21 protein-coding genes are annotated in these 21762 nt (G+C 49.4%); 11 read left to right on the top strand and 10 right to left on the bottom strand.

The window, feature by feature from the left end:
* Position 1 precedes the first annotated feature (1 nt).
* A complete protein-coding gene (gene dalD / locus MKR94_RS06435) occupies positions 2-1408 on the bottom strand; it encodes a D-arabinitol 4-dehydrogenase (RefSeq protein WP_241646182.1) in 1407 nt (468 codons plus the stop codon).
* Between the two features lie 204 nt (positions 1409-1612).
* Between dalD and MKR94_RS06430 the strand changes: the two genes are divergently transcribed.
* A complete protein-coding gene (locus MKR94_RS06430; protein WP_241646181.1) occupies positions 1613-2293 on the top strand; it encodes a TerC family protein in 681 nt (226 codons plus the stop codon).
* A 63-nt stretch (positions 2294-2356) separates the two neighbouring features.
* On the opposite strand, the gene MKR94_RS06425 is transcribed toward MKR94_RS06430, so the two are convergent.
* A complete protein-coding gene (locus MKR94_RS06425) occupies positions 2357-3232 on the bottom strand; it encodes an SDR family oxidoreductase (protein ID WP_241646180.1) in 876 nt (291 codons plus the stop codon).
* 184 nt (positions 3233-3416) lie between these two features.
* On the opposite strand from MKR94_RS06425, the gene MKR94_RS06420 reads away from it, so the two are divergent.
* Positions 3417-5057 (top strand): dihydroxyacetone kinase subunit DhaK, encoded by a 1641-nt coding sequence (locus MKR94_RS06420; protein ID WP_241646179.1) that lies wholly within the window; start codon positions 3417-3419, stop codon positions 5055-5057.
* 77 nt (positions 5058-5134) lie between these two features.
* Here the strand turns inward: MKR94_RS06420 and MKR94_RS06415 are convergent, their stop codons facing one another.
* Positions 5135-5356: a hypothetical protein gene (locus MKR94_RS06415; RefSeq protein WP_241646178.1), complete on the bottom strand. Its 222-nt coding sequence runs from the start codon at positions 5354-5356 to the stop codon at positions 5135-5137.
* 230 nt (positions 5357-5586) lie between these two features.
* Between MKR94_RS06415 and MKR94_RS06410 the strand changes: the two genes are divergently transcribed.
* Entirely contained in the window at positions 5587-6708 is a 1122-nt protein-coding gene (locus tag MKR94_RS06410) for an alkene reductase (RefSeq protein WP_277755615.1), read from the top strand.
* Between the two features lie 13 nt (positions 6709-6721).
* The gene (locus MKR94_RS06405; RefSeq protein WP_241646177.1) at positions 6722-7036 is read left to right on the top strand and encodes an ArsR/SmtB family transcription factor; all 315 of its coding nucleotides are present in this window, start codon (positions 6722-6724) and stop codon (positions 7034-7036) included.
* A 30-nt stretch (positions 7037-7066) separates the two neighbouring features.
* Here the strand turns inward: MKR94_RS06405 and MKR94_RS06400 are convergent, their stop codons facing one another.
* Entirely contained in the window at positions 7067-7837 is a 771-nt protein-coding gene (locus MKR94_RS06400; RefSeq protein WP_241646176.1) for a class I SAM-dependent methyltransferase, read from the bottom strand.
* A gap of 100 nt (positions 7838-7937) precedes the next feature.
* On the opposite strand from MKR94_RS06400, the gene MKR94_RS06395 reads away from it, so the two are divergent.
* A complete protein-coding gene (locus MKR94_RS06395; RefSeq protein WP_241646175.1) occupies positions 7938-8732 on the top strand; it encodes a helix-turn-helix transcriptional regulator in 795 nt (264 codons plus the stop codon).
* 625 nt (positions 8733-9357) lie between these two features.
* Here MKR94_RS06395 and MKR94_RS06390 read toward each other — a convergent pair.
* Together MKR94_RS06390 and MKR94_RS06385 are read right to left on the bottom strand one after the other, a co-directional pair.
* Positions 9358-9768 carry an NUDIX hydrolase gene (locus tag MKR94_RS06390; RefSeq protein WP_241646174.1) on the bottom strand — a complete coding sequence of 137 codons (411 nt, stop codon included), beginning with the start codon at positions 9766-9768 and terminating at the stop codon, positions 9358-9360.
* Positions 9769-9865: 97 nt separating this feature from the next.
* Positions 9866-10993: a metallophosphoesterase gene (locus tag MKR94_RS06385; RefSeq protein WP_241646173.1), complete on the bottom strand. Its 1128-nt coding sequence runs from the start codon at positions 10991-10993 to the stop codon at positions 9866-9868.
* Positions 10994-11216: 223 nt separating this feature from the next.
* Here MKR94_RS06385 and MKR94_RS06380 point away from each other — a divergent pair, with 223 nt between their 5' ends.
* The 5 genes from MKR94_RS06380 to MKR94_RS06360 are packed head-to-tail and all read left to right on the top strand — an operon-like array spanning position 11217 to position 17234.
* Positions 11217-13571, top strand: a complete 2355-nt coding sequence (locus MKR94_RS06380) for a TonB-dependent receptor domain-containing protein (protein WP_241646172.1) — start codon at positions 11217-11219, stop codon at positions 13569-13571.
* Positions 13572-13615: 44 nt separating this feature from the next.
* Positions 13616-14641: a hemin-degrading factor gene (locus tag MKR94_RS06375; protein ID WP_241646171.1), complete on the top strand. Its 1026-nt coding sequence runs from the start codon at positions 13616-13618 to the stop codon at positions 14639-14641.
* Positions 14641-15474, top strand: a complete 834-nt coding sequence (locus MKR94_RS06370; RefSeq protein WP_241646170.1) for a heme/hemin ABC transporter substrate-binding protein — start codon at positions 14641-14643, stop codon at positions 15472-15474. The genes MKR94_RS06375 and MKR94_RS06370 overlap by 1 nt, the downstream gene beginning before the upstream one ends.
* A complete protein-coding gene (locus tag MKR94_RS06365) occupies positions 15458-16462 on the top strand; it encodes a FecCD family ABC transporter permease (protein ID WP_241646169.1) in 1005 nt (334 codons plus the stop codon). The genes MKR94_RS06370 and MKR94_RS06365 overlap by 17 nt, the downstream gene beginning before the upstream one ends.
* Complete coding sequence (locus tag MKR94_RS06360; RefSeq protein ID WP_241646168.1) at positions 16455-17234, top strand: heme ABC transporter ATP-binding protein; 780 nt, start codon at positions 16455-16457, stop codon at positions 17232-17234. The genes MKR94_RS06365 and MKR94_RS06360 overlap by 8 nt, the downstream gene beginning before the upstream one ends.
* Positions 17235-17238: 4 nt before the next feature.
* On the opposite strand, the gene MKR94_RS06355 is transcribed toward MKR94_RS06360, so the two are convergent.
* The 3 genes from MKR94_RS06355 to cbl form a co-directional block, all read right to left on the bottom strand.
* Positions 17239-17379: a hypothetical protein gene (locus MKR94_RS06355; RefSeq protein ID WP_168174316.1), complete on the bottom strand. Its 141-nt coding sequence runs from the start codon at positions 17377-17379 to the stop codon at positions 17239-17241.
* 118 nt (positions 17380-17497) lie between these two features.
* A complete protein-coding gene (locus MKR94_RS06350) occupies positions 17498-19651 on the bottom strand; it encodes a beta-glucosidase family protein (RefSeq protein ID WP_241646233.1) in 2154 nt (717 codons plus the stop codon).
* 76 nt (positions 19652-19727) lie between these two features.
* Positions 19728-20684: an HTH-type transcriptional regulator Cbl gene (cbl, locus tag MKR94_RS06345; protein WP_241646167.1), complete on the bottom strand. Its 957-nt coding sequence runs from the start codon at positions 20682-20684 to the stop codon at positions 19728-19730.
* Between the two features lie 257 nt (positions 20685-20941).
* On the opposite strand from cbl, the gene MKR94_RS06340 reads away from it, so the two are divergent.
* On the top strand, positions 20942-21277 hold the full coding sequence (locus tag MKR94_RS06340; RefSeq protein ID WP_241646166.1) for a cupin domain-containing protein: 336 nt from the start codon (positions 20942-20944) through the stop codon (positions 21275-21277).
* Between the two features lie 12 nt (positions 21278-21289).
* Here the strand turns inward: MKR94_RS06340 and MKR94_RS06335 are convergent, their stop codons facing one another.
* Entirely contained in the window at positions 21290-21730 is a 441-nt protein-coding gene (locus MKR94_RS06335) for a GlcG/HbpS family heme-binding protein (protein WP_241646165.1), read from the bottom strand.
* Positions 21731-21762 lie beyond the last annotated feature (32 nt).

Here is a 21762-nt window from a genome sequence, read left to right as displayed (position 1 = left end):
GTTAGAGAGATTCCGCTAAAGTGTTTTCAACCTGCTTCACGATCTCGCGGAGATCCTCGGTGAAGGTCGGATGTTCAGCCAAACTGCCCATCAGGGCAGGGGATTGTGCGAAGGCCTTGAGGCTGTCTTCTTCAGCAAAAATTGCCTCGAAAGGCACGCTATCGATTGCCCGATCTTGGTACTCGAAAGGAAGGGTACCTGCCGCGCGGCGTTGCATAAAGAGATACCATAATGCCACTAATACCAGCGTTGCCTTGGGGACTTCGCCTTGTTGGTAGCGCGTTTTTAGCGTTGGTAAAATAAATTGTTGTAGCTTAGCGATACTGTCTGACGACACACGCTGATTCGTATCACGGACCTTGGCATTACTGAAACGGTGTAACGTAGTCTTACAATACTCATCAAGGTTAATCGGTCCTTTCGATAGTGCTGCGGTGACGTCTTGGCCGATATAGTTACGGATCCATTCTTGAACTTGCGGTGTTAGGCTCTCATCAATGGACTGCACGCCCAATAACGCGCCCGCCCAAGCGATACCGCTATGACTTGCATTAAGCACACGGATCTTAGCTTCTTCAAAGGGAAGCACATCTTCGACGAATTCGACACCCACTCGCTCTAGCTCAGGACGACCCGCGATAAAGTCATCTTCAATGACCCATTGTGAGAAAGCTTCGCAGGCAACGGGGACCTGATCGTTGTAGATACCTTGCTCTGGCAAGCGATCGAGTAGGGCTTCGTCAGTTTGAGGAGTAATACGGTCAACCATACTGTTTGGTGTACTGATCGACTGATCACACCAAGCGGCTAACGCTTTATCCCCTAATGCCGCGATATATTCGTTAAGTCCGGTACGTAAGCAGTCACCGTTATGACGGAGGTTATCGCAATTAAGTAAGGTAATGGGACCCGCTTGCGTTGCGAGGCGCTGGCGTAAAATGGCAACCAGAACACCGTATACCGTGGCAATAGGGTTGGGGTCGGCCAACTCTTGAACGATGACGGGATGGTTAAGATCGAGGTGTCCATCATCTTTCAGGAAATAACCGCCTTCAGTCACGGTGAAAGAGATTAGCTTTGTTTCAGGATCGGCGCCGACTTGAATCAGCTGCGATAAGTGGGCATCCCAGGGGATGACTTTCTTTATTGCGGTGATTGTTTGGTAATCGATATCACCCTCTGGGCTAATCACTTCAAGGGTGTAGACGCCTTGCTGGCGACCTAGTTGATCAAGAGTGGCTTGGCTCGCGCTGTTACGAATGTTGCCAAGGGCTAGTGACCAGCGGGTGTCACCAAGTTTATGGAGTTCGTTGAGATACCAACTTTGGTGAGCTCGATGGAAAGCTCCCGCGCCTAGATGTAGCCATGTGGAGTGAGCAGAAGGTGTACTGTTTTGTGTAGTTTGCAAAGGGCATCCTTAGTCGCAATCGACAATTGTTACGTTAGAATGTTACTGGTAACCATAGCACAATTAGTCAAAATGCAAAGTTTTAGGCCGAAATAAGTAATGAATTACGGAATGATAGGTAACTAAGGCTTTACTTTGTAACAAAGTTTGATAGACAGTAGCCTAACTTAATTATAGACAGATTTAGCCGGCTTCGAGGGTAATATGGGTGAAATTTTCCAGCACTGGGATTGGGTCGCTATCTTAGCGCAAATCCTATTAATAGATTTACTGTTAGGTGGCGATAACGCCGTCGTTATCGCCATGGCGTGTCGTGGCTTACCGGACAACTTACGCCGTAAAGCCATCGTCATTGGTACAGTAGGGGCGATCGTGGCACGGATTGTGTTATTGGTCATCGCTGTATACCTGTTAATGTTACCAGGACTGAAATTAGTCGGCGGATTATTGTTGTTGTGGATTGGCTACAAATTGGTCTCTGGTGAAGAAGAGGGCGACGAGCAGGGGAAAACGTCATCCAGCCTATGGAAAACTGCCCTGACCATCACTATCGCCGATATCATCATGTCACTCGATAACGTGTTAGCGGTAGCCGCGGCAGGGCGGGGTCACTTAGTGATCGTTGCGGTGGGCGTACTGTTGAGTATTCCAATTATCGTGGCGGGCAGTCGCTTAGTCCTGCATCTGCTCGATCGTTGGCCGGTGATTATTCTGGCGGCCGGTGCGTTAATCGGCTGGATAGCGGGCAGTATGTTACTGACTGATCCACTGCTGCAACCCTATGTGGCAGGTAAAGATCTCGCTTTTTATGAGCATTGTGCCGGCGGCGTGTGTGCACTGCTAATCTTTATCATCGGATGGTTTAAAACACGTAAACGCGCATGATGTAAAGCAAAAGGGTGAATCCACAATAGATGGATTCACCCTTTTTTTATCCGCTAAGGGAGATTATGCGGTGCCGGTTCCGCCATCAGAACACCATACCTGGCCAGAGGCGTACGAGTTCTCATCCGACGCCAAGGTGACGTAGAGCGGCGCAATTTCAACAGGCTGTCCTGGGCGGCCTAGTGGTGCTTCTTCACCAAAGTGGGCCACTTTCTCTTGAGGTTGTCCGCCACAGACTTGTAACGCTGTCCAATAAGGGCCGGGGGCTACCGCGTTAACGCGGATACCTTTCGGTCCTAGCTGTTTCGCTAACGCTTTAGTGAATGCAACGTTACAGGCTTTAGTCTGTGCATAGTCGAGAAGAATATCACTAGGTTTAAAGGCCTGAACAGAAGAAGTATTAATGATCGCTGCACCTTCACCGAGGTGTGCGACCGCTGCACGGGTGATCCAGAACGGTGCGTAAACGTTAGTTTTGAAAGTGGCATCGAACGATTCGGTGGTGAGTTCGCTGATGCTCTCACAGAACTGCTGCCGACCAGCGTTATTAACGAGAATATCTAACCCACCTAGCTCCTGCACAGCCTTTTCCACTAAAGTTTTACAGAAGGCTTCATCAGTAATATCGCCGGGAATCGAGACCGCTTTGCGGCCTTCTGCCTTAATCAGATCGATCACTTGTTGTGCATCGCTCTCTTCCGCAGGCAGATAATTGATCGCTACGTCGGCACCCTCGCGGGCATAGGCGATAGCCACTGCACGGCCAATTCCTGAATCTCCCCCAGTGATAAGGGCTTTTTTTCCCGCTAAACGATTATGGCCCTGATAACTTTTCTCACCATGATCGGGTAATGGGTGCATCTCGGATACTAAACCTGGAAATTGCTGAGGCTGTTTGTCAAAAGGCGGCTGTGGAAAACGTGTTTTCTCTGTTGACATCATTGACTCCCATAAATGTGAAAAAAAAGAACCTCCGTTAAGGGTAGACACAATTACGCAGTTTGCTGCCGCATTATCAAAATTTATTTTGTGAACTCGATCACTGATGATGGGGAGAAAATCACAAAACCTGTGATTATTAGCCACACTTATTCAGCTGACAATCACTTTAAAGGAGCCACCGGTGAGCCACTTTTTATTCAATAAAAGAGCAACAATTGTCGATCAAGCCATAGAAGGGCTTATCCGTACTTCTCCCCATCAAAACTTAGCGCGTCTCAACACCGACGAGGGGCTACGCATCGTTGTGCGCCAAGATTGGAATAAGTCAAAAGTGGCCATTATTTCTGGTGGAGGCTCCGGGCACGAGCCGATGCACGTGGGCTTTGTGGGGAAAGGGATGTTAACGGCGGCTGTTTGCGGCGATATCTTTGCCTCACCTGGGGTCGACGCGATTTTGCATGCCATCGTCACGGTAACGGGGAAATCCGGGTGCTTGTTAGTCGTAAAAAATTATACGGGAGACCGCCTGAATTTTGGATTAGCGGCCGAAAAAGCGCGGGCGCTAGGCTATAAGGTCGAAATGATTCTAGTCAAAGACGACATTTCGCTGCCGAAGAACCCTCAACCGCGAGGTTTAGCGGGAACGATACTGGCGCATAAAGTGGCGGGCTATTATGCCGAGAAAGGTAAATCACTCAAGCATATTGTTCAACAAACTCAACAGATGCTCGATAAGGTCGCGACTATAGGGGTAGCACTCTCTTCCTGCCACCTTCCCGGCAGTGACGAGTCAGAAGGGATCCCACAAGGAAAAAGTGAACTCGGCATGGGGATCCATGGCGAACACGGTGTCGCGACACTCGATACCCAAAACAGCACTAAGATAGTGAAACAACTCGCCAAAAATTTACTTAACCATATTGGTGATGAGGATAATCTGCTATTACTCATTAATAACCTTGGCGGCCTTTCAGTGCTTGAGATGACCTTAGCGACGCAGGAGATATTACAAACGCCTCTCGCCGATCGCGTGAGCCATATTCAAGGCCCGGATACCCTTGTCAGTGCTCTGGATATGAAAGGACTTTCTCTTACCGTTTTGCCTCTCGATAACAAATTACTGACAGCGCTTAAAGCTCCCGTGGTGGTAACAGGATGGTTACCCATCACGCCATGTCAAACCATGCAGTGGCAAGAGACTGATGCCTTACCCGAGGTGGAATTCGCCAAGCCTTCGCAGAATACCCACACCGCACAAGTGGTGAAACAGATTTGCCAAGCCCTGATCGACAGTGAGGATGAGTTGAATAAACTCGATTCACAAGTGGGGGATGGGGATACCGGATCAACCTTAGCTACCGGTGCAAACTTTGTATTAAAGGCCTTAAAGCAGAAAAAACTGCCCTTAAACGATCCCCAAGCGCTATTACATTGGCTGGGAGAGAAGATTACCACCCCGATGGGCGGCTCTGGAGGTGTGCTCCTCTCACTCCTTTTCAGTGCGTCTGCTGCGGCCTTTCCTGACGCGAAAAACTTGGGTGAGAGTTTATTGGCTGGACTACAGAAAATGAAAGACTACGGCGGCGCCGATCAAGGCGATCGCACGATGATCGACGCTTTGCAGCCAGCTTTTGAAGCAATCAAAGCAGGTAAGGGATGGTCAGCGGTGCATAACGCTGCGGTGTCTGGTGCCGAGTCGACGAAGAAGATGGAAAAAGCGAAAGCTGGACGTTCGTCGTACTTAAATGCAGAGAGTTTGAAAGGACATATGGATCCTGGTGCTTATGCAGTTAGCAAGGTTTTTGAGCAGTTAAAAGATTAAGCATAAAAATTATTAATCTTTAAAAGGCGAGATAGTAAGCAAATGGCATAGCGGAAACAGACCGCTATGCCATTTTATTAGACGTCTAAATGAGGAAATTGATCCCCAAGACCTAAGTAAGCATGGACTGCGCAATAACCAAGAAAAGCTAAGACAATGGCAAAAATTGCAATGGAACCGATTTCAAATGCGAGCGTAAAATGGCGTTTAGTCATGATTTCCCCCCAGTACCCAAAAGTCACTACCCCTTCAGCATAGCAATCTTGTTCGGTTAAACAAGTCAGATTTACACTTGGCAATACATTAAGAATCCTATTCATATAATCAATCATTTTAATTAACAACCGTCACTATTATGTAAAAATACCCCTGAAATGATTAGGGTTTTTGCACCAAATTGATCCACTTTGGAATCGGTTTACCTATAGCGTAAAAAATTTGCCCATCTGGTAAATCGGTCTTTCTATTTATTTACATATTTAAATGTATAAATATAATAAGTGGAAATTTATCGACTACTGAGATCATTATGCACTCTTCACTTTTTACACCACTCGAGTTAGGTGGGATCCCTTTACGCAATCGTATTGCACTACCGCCCTTAACACGCTGTCGTAGCGCCCAGCCTGGTAACATTCCTAATGATATGATGCGCAATTACTATGTTCAGCGTGCCAGCGCTGGGTTTATGGTAACGGAAGGGACACAGATTGAGCCTCGCGGGCAAGGCTATGCGTGGACGCCGGGGATCCACAGCGCCGAACAGATTGCGGGTTGGCAAAATATCACTCAAGCCGTTCGTGCACAGGGGGGGACGCTATTTTGTCAGTTATGGCATGTCGGGCGAGTCTCGCATCGCGCGTTACAACCTCAGCAGCAGCTGCCTATCGCCCCTTCAGTCTTACCCGCAACCAATGTACGCGTCTTTATTGAAACTGGCCCGGGTGAAGGCGAACTGGTCGTGCCAAGTGAGCCGCGGGCCTTGGAAACCGAAGAAATTCCACAGTTGGTGGAACTGTACCGGCAAGCAGCGGTGAATGCCAAGCAAGCTGGATTTGACGGAATTGAACTTCACGCCGCCAATGGTTATCTTATTAACCAATTCATTTCGGTACATACGAATGATCGCACTGATCAGTACGGCGGAAGCCTGACGAACCGTCTGCGATTTCTTAAAGAGGTGGTGGCGGCAGTGTCAACGGTGTTCGATAGTGGTCGAATAGGCGTGCGATTCTCGCCACTATTTTCTACCACTGAAGAAGATCGTGTTTATCTGGGCTTAGTCGAACCCGATCCAGCCGAAACCTACCTCACTGCGGCGAAAATGTTAGATGAAATGAACATCGGCTATCTTTCCATTGCCGAAGCCGATTGGGATAACAGCCCAGAATTACCGGAAAGTTTCCGGATTGCCCTGCGTAAAACATTTACTTCGGTGATTATGGTGGCGGGACGTTACGATCAGGCTAAAGCTCAGTACGTTTTAGCCCAAGGTTGGGCTGATTTAGTGGGATTTGGGCGAACCTTTATCGCTAACCCCGATCTTCCCGAGCGTCTACAGCGTGCAGTGGCCTTGAACAGTGTGGAGTTAAGTTCTTTGTATGGGGGCACGGCAAAAGGGTATACTGACTATCCGACCATCGACGACTAAATGACGAGAGCCAATGCTTGCTGAAAATGCGATGAAACTGTTAGCCAACCCGTTGCGAGTGGCGATTCTAACGTGGTTAAAACAACCGGATGTCGCGTTCGCCGCCTATAGCCAGCTATATCCTTATGAACAGTATGGTGTTTGCGCGAGCTTGATTCAGGATAAAGCGGGGCTTTCGCAACCGGCTATCTCTCTCTGTTTAAAATCGCTGCATGAACTCGGAGTGGTCGAGGCGCAAAAAGTCGGGAAATGGACCTATTATCGTCGAAATGACAATAATATCCAGGCGATCATCGAAACCATCACTCAGCAGCTGCATCAGCTTTAAGGTAGCCGTCATAAGACGGCTACCTGAGTCTTAGCCTCGGCGTTGTGCGCAAAACATCAAGGTATCGCTGGAGAAAGAACCATCGTCCTCAAGCTGAAAATAGGCTTGTACCTCTCCAGAGACCGCCTGTTGTAGGGCACGAACCGCTGCCACAGTAGGGGCTGGCGTCTTCATCCTACCGACCCATTGCTGGAAATCTAACGCTAAGTATCCAGTCACTAACTGTTCAATACGTAAGCCACTTTCTGTTGCCATTTGTAGCCATTCCCCCGGTGAATAGTTACGGACATGAGAGGGATCGCGTAGCACTTCGATACTCTGTAACCAGATATCGTATAGCGGTGCGCCCGGTGAGGCGATATCCATCATGATCAACTTTCCGCCCGGTTTGATGACCCGAAAGACTTCCCGCAATGCTTGGGGAACATCTTGCCAGTGATGGGCAGAATAACGACTGATCACGCAATCGAACTGTTGATCGTCGAAGGGTAATGATTCTGCTATCCCTTGTTGGCAATCGATATTGGTCATCTGCCGACTCTCGGCGGTCTCTTTCACTACGCTTAGCATCTCGGTCGAGAGATCGTAGGCCGTAACCTGCTTGACCAGAGGTGAAGCAGTAAAGCTGGCATGCCCCGCACCGCAGCCAATATCTAAAATATACCCATCGCTAAAGGGGGCTAGCCACTGTTGTAAGCGTTGTAAATCTTCACCTGCCGCATGGACAGTACTGGTTAAATAAGCGTTAGCCTGCGGGCTGAATTGCTCTGAAATTCGCTGAGCATGTGCGCGATGAGCCATAGAGTATCCCTAATGTTTATCTGGTTGTTGGGAGTAGGCTATACAATCTATTATACTGGGACAATACCTGTAATTATCCTAGTATAAGAGGTAATAGGTTATGGCGGAGAAACATCAGGATCCTGCAAAACAGTTGGGTGAATTCTTACGTCTTAGACGAGAACAACTTAGCCCAGAGCGCGCTGGATTGCGTCGAGGTCCTCGTCGGCGTACACCCGGATTACGGCGGGAAGAAGTGGCGCAACTCAGTTATGTCAGCACCACATGGTATACCTGGTTAGAGCAAGGAAGGGGAATCGCGGTTTCACCGCGGAGCCTTAGCCATATTGCGAGCGCTTTACAACTTTCTCAGGCCGAGCGCGATTACTTATTCAGTCTAGCGGAATTGGCCGATCCGCTGAATCCTGTCGCGTTGTCCTGTGAACCCGATGTTAAGGCGATAGTGACGATGATAACCACCCCATGCTATATCATGAATGGCGCTTGGCAAGTGGTGGCGTGGAACCCTCCAGCGGCAGTGTTATTTGACGGTTGGCTCCTCGATGGCCAGACACCCAATATGCTGGAGTTTATCTTTCTCAATCCCTTGGCTCGTCAATTGGTGTCGGATTGGCCTGAACGGGCGCAGCGAATCGTTGCTGAGTTGCGTGCAGAGTCGATTCATCTAGAGAAAACAACACCGTTAAGAGCCACTATTGATCACCTATTACTACAGAGCGCAGAGTTTGCTCAATGGTGGCAAAAACATCATGTTATTCATCGAGAAGGGGGGAAACGAAGCTTTCAGCACCCTCAGCAGGGACTCCTTCATTATCAGCAAACGACTTGGCAGTTAGCCCCAGATCTGACGACCAAATTGGTAACACTGATACCGCTATCGGAGGCGAAAGCCTAATGCAGCACAGCATTGCACTCACAAAAAACGTCCTTCACTGCCGGCGCTTTACGACGAACCGACAGAAACGACGCTAGGAAGGGGTTAAGCAACGAGGATACGGCTTGCCGTATCCTGCGCCATCATTCGCTTAGCAATGCACGTTAGCGGTAAGCATCCAGGTTCGAGGTGCTCTAGGTGTATAACGATAACCACTTTGGTTAAGCGCCGCGATATATTGCACATATTCATTGGAGGTGGTATCAAGCTCTGCATCATTTTCACTATTAGTTCTAAAAATAGCTGCACTGAGTAGCCGTTTCTCATTAAATAGCGATCGTTTTGTTCCCACCTCAGCCGTTTGTGTCTTCTCAGGACTTACGTTGATATTTACGCCACCACAGAAGCTCAGGCCGACCACAGGGGAGTGTTGAAGACGCCAGAGGTTCTTTTAGTCAGACTGACTTAATAGGTTAAGATATTTGCTCTAGAACAATATCTCGGACAAGCAGTAACACTAATCAAGGCTGATTTATCAATCCAATAAAAATAGAGAATATAACACTACCTTCTTTAAGGTTAACAAACGAGAATAATATAAATTTTTAACTGTTTATTTTGCGAAAAGGCATAATAGGCTACCCCTTCATTCACTTGGCCAAGCAAGGGGTAATAGCTGATATTCAGTTAGCGGTGCTAACGTGACATGTCGGCATTCTTCTTGCGATAGCCAGACCGCTTCCTCAATTTCGGCTGCAGGGATGGGCGCAAACGACTTCCTATGAATACGGTACATATAAGCGGTGAGCTGATGGTGTGCTTCATTCGCTGCCATGTCTTGGAAACATCCCATCGGAATCAGTTCCTCTTTAGTGACAACCAGCTGTAATTCCTCTTTCAGTTCTCTTATTAATGCTTCTTCAGGCGCCTCATCTTGGTCGATTTTACCGCCAGGCTGCATAAAAAAAGCAGAATCACGTTTTCTTACGAGTAGGATATTCTGATGATTATCAATAAGTAATGCTGCAGCAATGGTAATGCGTTGAGTATTGGACATAGTATTACCCGATTTGAGACATATTGATGTGCGAACTTTCTCTGCGGATCAATCAGTATCGAGGTAAAGGGTAGTACTGCCTCGACACTAAAAAAAGTTAGTCAGTACCAGCGTTATCGCTTTTTAAGATAAACAGCGTGATCTCAGAAGGGTAGCCCAAGCGTAGGGCAAATCCATTCCATAGCCCGGTACCGTTACTAACGTAAAGATAGCGCTTTCCGATTGGGTAAAGCCCAGACGAAAATCCCTGATTGGCTCGCTTTACGATGGTGGCAAGGCCGTAGACCATGCCACCGTGAGTGTGGCCTGAGAGCTGTAGGTCAACGCCGTTGGCGAGATTTTTTCGGGCATTTTCCGGACGGTGATCCAGCAAAATAATCGGCGCTTCACGGTCTACGCCTGTTAGGGCCTTATCTAAATCAGGGCCAGCCTGGTTGTATCGTAACGCTGCTTCATCAGTCACCCCTGCAATATAGAGCTGACTTCCCTCTTTCTCGATGGTGACTGAGCTATTGAGTAATTCATGAAAGCCTAATTGCTCCATCCGGTGCATCCATGGCGAATAGCCAGAGTAATACTCGTGGTTACCGGGAATCGCAAAACGCCCCTGCTTAGCAATTAACTCACCGAGCGGCGCGACATCATCATAACGTTTCTCGATACTGCCGTCTGCGACATCGCCGGTAAATAGGATGACATCCGCCTGCAGTTGATTGGTACGTTCTACCACTTTCTTCATCCAGCGTCCGGTAAAGAGGGTACTGGCATGTAAGTCGGTTAATTGAACGACACGATAGCCATCAAACGCTTTAGGTAAATTCTCTAGCGTTAACGTGACGGTTTTAACGCGAGGCACCTTGATGGCTTGGTAGGTAGCGTAGGCGGCTGTCACTAACGAAATACCTAACAAAATAAAGTGAGTGGTACGGTGGAGTGGCCATGACCCACGTAATGCAAACTGACAGGCGCTGACAATATCGCTTAGGAGCAGTAACAGGGTAAAAGCAATGATCGTCCCAAAGAGGAAGTTAATGGCGACCATCACAGTATGAGGGAATTCCGGCGCGAAGCGGTTACCAAAGACAGCTTTATAAACAAGATGACACTCTGCCACGAGGACGACGGCAATAAAACAGAGCAGCCGAAGTATAAAAGGGAGAGGGAGCGGCAAGATAAAGCGCGCACCAATATATAGGGCAGGTAAAAGTGTTATCCAAGCAAACACATAGCCTCCAAGAAAAATGGTATCGATTCACCCACTGTAGCATTGCACCAAGGCGATGTAAGCAAAGGATAAAGAATAAAAAAAAAAGTGAACTTTTACACCGATCACTATTGATAATCATTATCATAATAATATAGATTCTCATTCACTAGAATAAAGGCTCCAATATGAGCCATTTGTCACTTTTTGCGAATTGCCGCACCTTTAGGAATACACAGCCTCTATGCGTAAATACTCCAAGACTGCCTTGACAGTTCCCCCTCGACCCCGCTTATCGCTTATCGCTCTTAGCCTCAGCGGTCTATATTGTGCTTCGGCGACCGCCGGAAATATCCCTCTTACTGGACAGGATCAGCAGGAGGAGACCCTAGTCGTGACTGGGGTAACGCCTAAAATTGAGGCCAACAATAAAGTCGTTGTCAGTGCCAAGCAGATGCAAAAAAATGGCTCGAACGATTTTGGTACCTTGATGCGCTATCAACCCTTAGTGAGTGCGACGGGATCGAGTGGCGGATCAGGCAGTGGAAAAAGTGGTTTCGATAGAGGCGGCTATACCGGCTATAACATTCGTGGGTTAGAAAGTAATCGTGTTGGGATCAATGTCGATGGCGTTTCGATGCCGCAAGCGACAGGTCGTCCTTATGCAGGGCGAACAGGAGTGAATAGTTTCGGTATTGGCCGCGACTATATCGATCCGTATCTCTTTGGCCAGATGGATATCGAAGCGGGAGCGACCTCGGTATCTCAACCCAATACCTCGATTGGTGGACTGGTCGCTTTCCATTCAAAATCTGCGGACGATTACTTATCGCCGACACGCCAACACTATTTCGGTTATCAAACCGATTACGACTCGGCAAATCGTGCATGGCATAACGGTATCACCGCGGCCGCTGGCGATGATCAGTTGCGTGGAATCTTTGTCTATAGCCGACGTGATGGACAAGAGACGCGGACCCAAGGCAATAACCAAGCATGGCCAGAAAATTGGCACTCCGATGCCTTTGCAGCCAGCACGATTTGGCAGCTAAATGATGAACACAAACTGACGGCTAGTGGGAATTACTATCAAAAAACCAGCCATACCCATTTCGATACGTGGAATTCTGGGGGCTCAGCCGTTATTGGCACTAGCCAACAGTCGAGTCAAACCCGCCGCTTTGGCGTTGCCTTACAAGATGACTACACTCCGCTGAATCAGTGGGTCGATCAGCTGACTAGCCAAGTGTATTGGCAGAAGACGCAGGCGCACGATAATACATACGGCCCGAGCGACACCTTGGTGCCGACCCGTACGCTATCTGATTTTAATACCAATAAATTAGGCTTCTCGTCAGAATTGGCAAAAAGTATTGGGCGTCACGATATTCGTGCTGGGCTAAATGGCGATATCGGTCGTACAGAACGACCCTTTTCACAATCGCCAACTCCTCTCGTGTACTACCGTGTGATGCAACCACAGGCGGATAGCCAAACCACCACGCTGGGTGGCTTTGTCGAAGATAAAATTAATGGTGACTGGCAGGGACACCATGTGGCACTCACCCCAGGGATTCGTGTTGCTTACTTGAAAAATAAGCCGCGGAATCTTGGTAGCTTAGCGGCGGGAAGTAGCGTATTAACCGAAGAGAGTGTCTCGACACTCTATAGTAGCCAAAGTGATACACAGTTCTTACCGTCACTGAGTCTCGAATACTCCCTGACGCCGCAGCTGTTAACCTATATCCGTTACCAGCGTGGCGCGCAATTCCCTGAAGCGAGCCAGCTGTATGGCTCTTGGAATCTCGGATCCAGTTATGCCGGCAAGCAGCAATATGCCTTGATTGGTAATAATTCCCTGAAGACCGAGACCAGTAATGATCTCGAGTGGGGAATAAAGGGACAAGCCGTACCGGGAATCGATATCCATGGTTCACTGTTCTATAACGATTACGATAACTTTATTGCGTATAACCGTTATACGCGTAGCGGCTCTCCGAGCAAATTTACCAATGTTCCGTCGAATATCTATACCATTTATCAAGCAGAAAATCGTGATAAAGCCTTTATCTACGGTGGAGAACTCACCACTAAAATTCATTATGGCGAGTGGTTCCCCGCGGTAAATGGGCTAAGCACAAGCTTCGCCTTGGGTTATACCAAAGGGATGTCAAAGTCCTCCCTGCAAGGCGACAAATATGTCGATTTAGACAGTGTGGCCCCGATGAAAGCGATTATTGGCGTCGCGTGGGATGATCCTGCTCAACGTTATGGGGCTGCAGTGACTGCTACCTTCGTAAAAGGAAAACAGGCCAAACAAACCACGCGCGATACCACGACCACCAGTAGCGCGACAGAGGTCGATAGTAGCAAATATTGGCGTATCCCCGGCTACGGGATGGTGGATATGACGGCATACTGGCAAGTGACCCCAACGGTAAAACTCAGTGGTGGCGTGTATAACCTGACTAACCGTAAATATTGGGATTACTTAAGTAGCCGTGATTTAACGACCGACACTGCCCAGCATCAAGCTGATATTGCGCTGTCGACTATGCCAGGACGGACTTTCCAACTTGGTTTGAATGTTGATTTCTAAATGTTTAGCCCCGGTTTGCCGGGGCGTTATAGAGGATGTAACCGATGAATAAACAATATCTTGATTATTTAGCGTTAAAAATGGAACACCCACACCTGTATGCCCGTGACCTGGCAACGATGATGGCGATCAGCGAGGCGGAATTGACCTTAATTCGCTGCGGTCATGACGCTCAATCGCTGCAACCGGAATTTGAAGCGCTGCTTAAAGGATTGGCGGCGGTGGGCGAGATAAAAAGCTTGGTCCGCAATGATTACGCCGTCCATGAGCAAATTGGACGTTATGAGAATCTGCATTTTGGTCCTCATGCCGGATTGGTATTAAACCCACGCGCGCTGGATCAACGCTTTTTCCCTCAACACTGGCACAGCGTTTTTGCCTTAACCGAATTAGGGGGATCGGGCGAGCGGCATAGCCTACAAATTTTTGATGCTCAAGGGAACGCAGTGGTGAAAATCTATGCGACCCCGCAAACCAATACCGTTGCATGGCAAGCGTTGATTGCTCAGTTTCAGCATGTCACCCCCTCTACGATCGCGATCCAGCCTTTCCCTGAGGTCACGGCACCGTCAGAGATCGACCCACAGAGGGTGGAACAGGAATGGCGCGCAATGACCGATGTCCATCAATTTTTTCAATTGCTGCGTCGTCATCAACTCAGTCGTCAACAAGCCTTTAAGATGGTCAGCGATGAGTTGGCTCGCCAAGTCAGTAACGACAGCATTGCACTGTTACTTGAGCGTGTTCAGCAGCAGCAAAACGAGATCATGATTTTTGTCGGTAACCGCGGCTGTACGCAGATCTTCACCGGTCGTCTCGCCAAAGTGGTAGAAATGAAAGGTTGGTTAAATATCTTCAACGATCAGTTTACCTTACATCTTCAGGATAAAAAAATCGCTGAAACTTGGATTACGCGTAAGCCTACGGTAGATGGGCACGTTACTAGCCTGGAGCTGTTTGCAGAAGATGGCACACAAATCGCCCAGCTTTATGGACAACGGTCTGAAGGGAAGCCAGAACAACAACTCTGGCGTCAACAACTTGAGGAATTAGCGGGAGAATTCTGCTAATGAAATATATCGTAGTACTCCTCTGTTTCGTCATGATCCCCGTGAAGGCTGCACAGCGGCTCGTCTCGATTGGCGGTGATGTGACCGAGATTATTTATGCGCTCGGCAGTGGCGATCAACTGGTCGGCCGCGACACGACTAGTCAGCGCCCGGAAGCAAGTCTTAAGCTGCCCGATATCGGCTATATGCGTCAATTAAACAGTGAAGGGATACTGGCGCTTAAGCCGACTTTAGTGCTGACCAGTGCGCAGGCCCAGCCCTCTCAAGTCTTCCAGCAAATCGAAAAAGTCGGTGTGAAAGTTGTCACCGTCCCGGCGACGCCACAGTTGTCGGAGATTGCGGTCAAGATCAATACGCTGGCTCAAGCTCTGGGGAAGACGACACAAGCACAGCCGATCTTGCAGCGGTTGGATCAGCAGTTAAGTGCGCTGAAACAGGTCCCTGCGGGTGCCAGTCATAAAGCCCTCTATATTATGGCGAACCACGGTATGCAAAGCTTGATTGCGGGTAAAGAGACCGCCGCAGACGTTGCGCTACGCAGTGCAGGATTGACTAACGTCATGGGGCAGGTGCCACATTATCAGCAGATGTCGCAAGAAGGCGTAATAGCTGCCGCACCCGAAGTGGTTATTATTGACCAGCGCTCTTTACTACAGATGGGCGGTACGAGCCAGCTCTGGAAACTACCTGGATTAGCCCTAACGCCCGCCGGGAAAGCGCGTCGGGTGGTGGTGATCGATCAAATGGCACTCCTAGGGTTCGGGATCGACACACCGCAGGCTATTCTCAAACTTCGTCAAGATGTGGCGGAAAGCTATGCGCGTCAGCCTTAACCGCCAAACGACGTTGTTGATCTTTATTGTCTTACTGCTGATCAGCGCCGTGGCGGCGACCCAGCTTGGGGCGATGAGGCTGTCGTTAACCGAGATTTGGCAGCAACCCTTCGACAGTATTGCCTGGCAAGTCTGGTTAACCATTCGTGTTCCCCGTGTACTCCTGGCCCTCCTTATCGGTGCCGCACTCGCCGTATCGGGCACCCTTATGCAGGGGCTTTTTCGTAATCCGCTTGCGGATCCTGGGCTATTAGGAATTAGCAGCGGAGCAGGGCTTATGGTGGCGTTGGCCTTGCTCTTGCCTCTTCAATTACCCTTATTCGCCAGTTTATGGTTACCGGTTGTCGCTGCCTTTATCGGCAGTTTATTGGTCACGGCGCTGATTTTTCAATTGAACAAGGTTAGCCAAGGTCAACTCTCCCGCTTACTGCTGCTAGGGATAGCGATCAATGCCTTATCGGGATCGCTGATCGGCGTGCTGTCGTGGTTGAGTAACGATCAACAGCTGCGGCAGCTTTCACTCTGGGGAATGGGATCCTTAGCCCAAGCCCAATGGTCGGTGGTGGGGATCTGCGCGCTGATCATTGTCCCGACCTCGCTGTTACTGCTGCGATCGGCCCGCGCCTTAAACCTCTTACAGCTCGGCGAAGAGGATGCCTTTTATAGCGGCCTGGATGTGTTACGGGCTCAGCAGTGTTTATTAATCGGCAACGCCTTGTTGGTCGGTACCGCGGTTTCTTTCACCGGTATTATTGGTTTCATCGGTTTGGTCATTCCCCATCTGGTAAGAATGGTGTTTGGTAGCGATCATCGTTGGTTATTACCTGGATCGATTATTGTCGGCGGATTACTCCTGTTGCTGTCGGACACCTTGGCACGCACTTTGGTTCAACCCGCTGAAATGCCCGTCGGCTTATTGACCAGTCTACTGGGGGCACCGTGGTTTTTTATGTTGATCCTTAAACGCTTAAAGGCCAGTTATGCATAATACCCTTACCGCGAGCCAGCTTGGACTGCAGATGGGATCGCGCACCTTAATCAACCCCTTAGATCTGACGCTTAAACTGGGTGAGTTTGTTACCATTATGGGACCGAATGGGGCAGGAAAGTCGACACTCTTACGATTATTGACCGGCTTTCTTAGCCCAACAACAGGGGGGTGTTGCTTGGCCGGTAAGCCTTACTCTCAGTGGAAGAGAAAACAACTCGCAAGCCAACGGGCCGTTATGCGTCAACATAATCAACTGGCCTTTGCCATGTCGGCGGAAGAGGTGATCGTATTAGGGATCAGCCAGTACACAATGCAGCGACAACGCACGATCGTAGACCAGGTGGTTGCACTGATCGGTTGCCAAGCGTTATGCGATCGCAATTATGCCACCCTGTCGGGGGGCGAGCAGCAGCAAATTCAATTGGCCAGGGTGCTAGCACAGCTATGGAAAGAGGACGAACCAGAGGGATGGTTATTTCTTGATGAGCCGACATCGGCGCTCGATCTTTTTCATCAACAACATTTGCTACGTTTGCTTCATCGATTAACCCGCAACGGAAAGCTGATGGTCTGCGCGGTATTGCACGATGTCAATCTGGCCGCAACCTGGTCGGATAGGATAGTGGTGATACAGCAGGGGGCCTTAGTGGCCGATGGGTCGGTACAGCAGGTGCTGACAGAATCGCAGCTGACGGCCTGGTATCAGGCTGAATTAAGCGTGATTCAGCCTGCTTCATCCTCTCACCCCATCGTGTTATTGAATAAGTGAGCGCTTAATCGTTGAACTGTAATTCATGGTACTCCCCTTCATCAGGCGTGCGGCGGCGTCGCGGTGGCGCGCTTGATTCTTCTGGAAAAGGGCGTTGGCGGGTAGCAAACAGCGTTTCATAAAGATCGTTATCATAATCGCTCATAGGTAAACCTCTTCAATGTGCCGATGACTGTCGCTAGCTTGCCGCATCAAGATGACAGATTAATGACATTCTCAGCGTGAGTTCGGTCTGCCACCCTTGCAGGGGCAGACCAAGTCGCTTAGCGATAGCTGAAAGTTTGCGCAGTCAGCATGAGTTTGCCCTTAAGCACGGGGGTTGCAGCATCGGTGGCTTGATAGATCTCGTACTCTTCACCGGCAATCGACCACTGTTGCTGAGCACTGTCCCATTGCGCCACCACTCGCGGTTCCAGACACAGGCTGATGCGTTGTGTTTCCCCCGGCGCGAGGGTGACTTTCTGAAAAGCCACTAATCGCGAGGGGTAACGCCCTGAGGTGGGTCGCAGATAGATCTGAACCACATCGCTGCCTACTCGTTCGCCACAGTTGGTCATGGTTAAGCTGGCCGTAATGTCGTCAGAGGTCTGGCAAAGCTGTAAATCTTCATAGCGAAATTGTGTATATGAAAGGCCAAAACCGAACGGGAATAAGGGGGTTAATTGTTGGCGTTCAAACCAACGATAGCCGACATCGGCCCCTTCAACGTTGTAATCAATCTCGAAGATCTCACCTTTCACCTCCACACCAGGCAGTGAGGTGGTGGTGCTAGGATCGACTTGCTCGGGACGGGGGAGTTGTTGCACCGCAGCAGGGAAGGTAATAGGCAACCGTCCCGCGGGATTAACGCGACCAAAGATCACACCGGCAATCGCCTCGCCCCCGCCTGAACCAGGATACCAAGCTTCGAGTACCGCCGGGACCTTATCGAGCCAAGGTAAGGTCACCGCGCCACCTGTTTCCAGCACGACGATGATCGTTGGATGCACGGCAGATAACTGATCAATTAATTGATTTTGATGATCATCGAGATCCAATCCTTGCGCGTCCAGTGCTTCTGAGCGCCACTCCTCGGCGAAAATAATCACGGCATCACTGCCTTGGCTAGCGTCGAGTGCCTCCTCGATCGAGTCTCCGGATACAAAATCGACCTGTTTGGCGAGCGAATTTCGGCGAATAGCGGCCAGCGGCGAGCTAGGATGGTAAACTCTTGGCGTTTGGATCCCCATAAAATCGACGCCTTCTTTCTGTAAGCTACCTTGTGGTGTCACCGCGGAGGAGCCCCCACCGGCCAAAACACCTTTATCGGCATGAGCCCCTATCACCACGATTCGGTTTAACTCGGGCGCGAGCGGCAAAGTTTGCTGGCTATTTTTCAGTAAGACAATACCTTGCTCGGCTTCACGCTGAGCGATCAATTGGTGCCAGCTATAGTCGAGACGATTACCACGTTGAGCAGGATGTTGAATAGCGCCGCAGGCGAAGAGACTTCGTAAGATCCGCTCGATCATGCCATCAATCTGCTCTTCAGTGATCTCGCCTTGTGCCATGGCATCGCGTAGCGGCTGGTCGAACCAGACACAGGTATCAAGATTGGCACCCGATTGCACATCTAACCCCGCTCGCACTGCTTTGGTTGCGGAATGCGTCGCACCCCAGTCCGACATGACCCAACCAGCATAGCGCCAGTCGCCTTTTAATACCTGCGACAACAGAAAAGGGTTTTCTGAGGCCCAGTCGCCATTGACCAAGTTATAGCCGGGCATTACCGCGCCGGGCTTGCCGATATCGATAGCCAGTTCAAAAGCGAGTAAATCGGACTCGCGTAATGCCGACTCACTGAGGCGGGAGTCCGCCAGCACTCTACCGGTTTCTTGGGCGTTAACCGCGAAGTGCTTAACGGTTGAGACCACATGTTGAGATTGGATCCCTCGTACACTGTGACCGGCCATCACGCCAGTCAGCAATGGGTCTTCAGAGATATATTCAAAGTTACGGCCACCGCGCGGTTCGCGAATCAGGTTTGCCCCGCCGGCGAGTTGCACATTGAACCCTTTACTAAAGGCTTCGCGTCCTAACATCTCGCCGGTGGTTTGCGCCAAGTCTGGGTCGAAAGAGGCGCCCAACGCGAGGCTACTGGCGAGTGCGGTGGCGTGATCCCCTGGGCGGACACCGCCTAATGCACTGACCCCTAAACTGGCATCACTCTGTTGTAATGCCGGGATCCCTAAACGAGGAATTGCCGGATAATATGCGGCTGAACCGATCGCTTCGGCGGGCAGCGTATCCCCTTTTTTTAATGGGATAGCCATCGGTCCAGAGAGCCACGCAAATTTTTCATCCATCGTCATCTCGGCGACAACGGCAGCGGCTTGTTGGTCGGCTGTTAAGCCAGGTTTTTGCCAGGGGAAAGACATCACATAAGCTCCTAAGCGTAAGGGGTATAGTCTTAGCTTAGTCGCCTATAGGAGGAGGAAGGAGGGATCCGTGCGCTTAAATCTGGAAATCGTAACCGAGTTCTGTATTTTCGCTGACTCCGCGCGCTATCTGCTTTAATTCGTCTTCGGAAAGGTTAGGGTTGCAGAGCGTCATAAACTGCCAGAGATAGTCGCGCTGTAGCTGACCTTGTTTCACCCCTAACCAGACGGTATTACTATTAAAGAGGTGGCGGGCATCTAATGAGGTCAGTTCCGAATCATCCTGATCCGCTGCGGTCTCGGCAATAATCCCGATCCCCATTCCCAAACGCACATAGGTTTTCACCACATCGGAATCTTGTGCGCTCAGTACCACATTAGGCAGTAATGAGACGGCCTGAAACGCCTCATCAATCACTGAGCGACCGGTCATTCCAGCGCGATAGGTGACAAGCGGCCAGTCTGCCAGCTGTTCAAGACTGAGTTTATCTTCTTGCGTGAGCGGATGATCGTGCGGCACTAATATACGATGATTCCATTTAAACCACGGAAAAGTGGTTAACTGTCCACTGTGAGCTAACCCCTCTGAGGCAATGCCAATATCCGCTTCACCAGAAATAACCTGATCGCGGATCTCTTCGGGTGTGGCTTGATTGAGCACAACCTGAATATACGGATAGCGGCTACGAAACTGCTTTAGGATAGCCGGTAAAGAGTAACGGGCTTGGGTATGCGTGGTGGCAATGGTTAACACTCCTGCCTCTTGGGCGGTGAATAACTGGCCCAACCGTTTAGCCTTGGCTGACTCGTCTAAGATCCGTTGGGCAATCACTAACATCTCCTTCCCCGGTCCTGTCAGTCCCAGCATACGTTTACCGTGACGAATAAATAATTCGACGCCCAGTTCGTCTTCTAACTCACGGATATGGCGGCTGATACCAGATTGAGAGGTATAAAGGATTTTTGCTACCTCAGTTAAGTTGCACTGGCAGCGGGCAGCTTCGCGAATAATTTTAAGTTGCTGGAAATTCATAAGGCTTGCTCTTTCGGCATCGAATGACTCCCACAGTAGTAAATTGCTTTCAATTAAATAAATAATTAAAACGCAAACGTTATATCACAAAGATATAACGACGATAATTATCGGAAAACATCCCCCTTTTATTAATTAACCCTAGCCAATAAACAAAAAAACAGTATAAACCCCTGTTTATAATCAATAACCCTTTAGCTAATTAACCGAAATAGTTAGCATAAATTGTGTTATTAACCACAAAGGAAAGCGAGATCATGATTGATAAGGCAACGGCCGAGCATTACTCATGGGGCGATCAGTGCGACGGCTGGTATTTACTTAACCGCCAAGACCTATTAATTATTCATGAAAAGATGCCAGCTAATACTGCTGAGCGCAGGCATTATCACCAACAGTCCCGACAGTTTTTCTATGTTTTATCGGGACAGTTGGATATGGAACTGGCGGGACAGACACAGTGTTTATGGGCTCAACAGGGCCTGGAAATCCCGCCTAACGTCCCACATCAAGCCCGCAATACATCACAACAGGCAGTGGAGTTTTTAGTTATTTCCCATCCCAGCACGCGGGGAGATAGAAACGATAGTTAAGCCGCATCTCAGTTAGGGCGATTGATGGAAACCTAACCTTTGAGCGGTACTCTCGGCTACTGAGTGATCCTGTAGCGTACTCCCACCAGAAATACCGATAGCCCCAATGAGTTCACCGTGATGAAATAAAGGGTACCCCCCCGCAACCGGGGTGAAACGCGGGGTTTGTGTCAGTGGCGTTAAGGAGGGTTGCTGTACGGCATCATTCCAAGTCTGTGAAGAGAGCGAAAAACTGCTCGCAGTCCAAGCTTTATTGATGGCGATATCAATGGTGAGAAATTGTGCTGTGTCATGGCGAGTAAAATGGAGTAGATGACCGCTATTATCGACGACGGCAACCGATATCATAAGGCCGATCTCTTCCGCCAATTGTAATGCTATTTTACCTGCCGATTCTGCGGCTTCAGCCGTAATATAGTGCCGTGAATTGACGATTTTTTTTCTAGGGGACATAGCGAGTTCCTATGGCCCTAACCTGCTAAAGA

The sequence above is a fragment of the Rosenbergiella metrosideri genome (assembly GCF_022602565.1).
Taxonomy (GTDB): domain Bacteria; phylum Pseudomonadota; class Gammaproteobacteria; order Enterobacterales; family Enterobacteriaceae; genus Rosenbergiella; species Rosenbergiella metrosideri.
The sequence above is the reverse complement of the archived record's forward strand: the minus strand, read 5'-3'. Positions and strand labels throughout refer to the sequence as shown.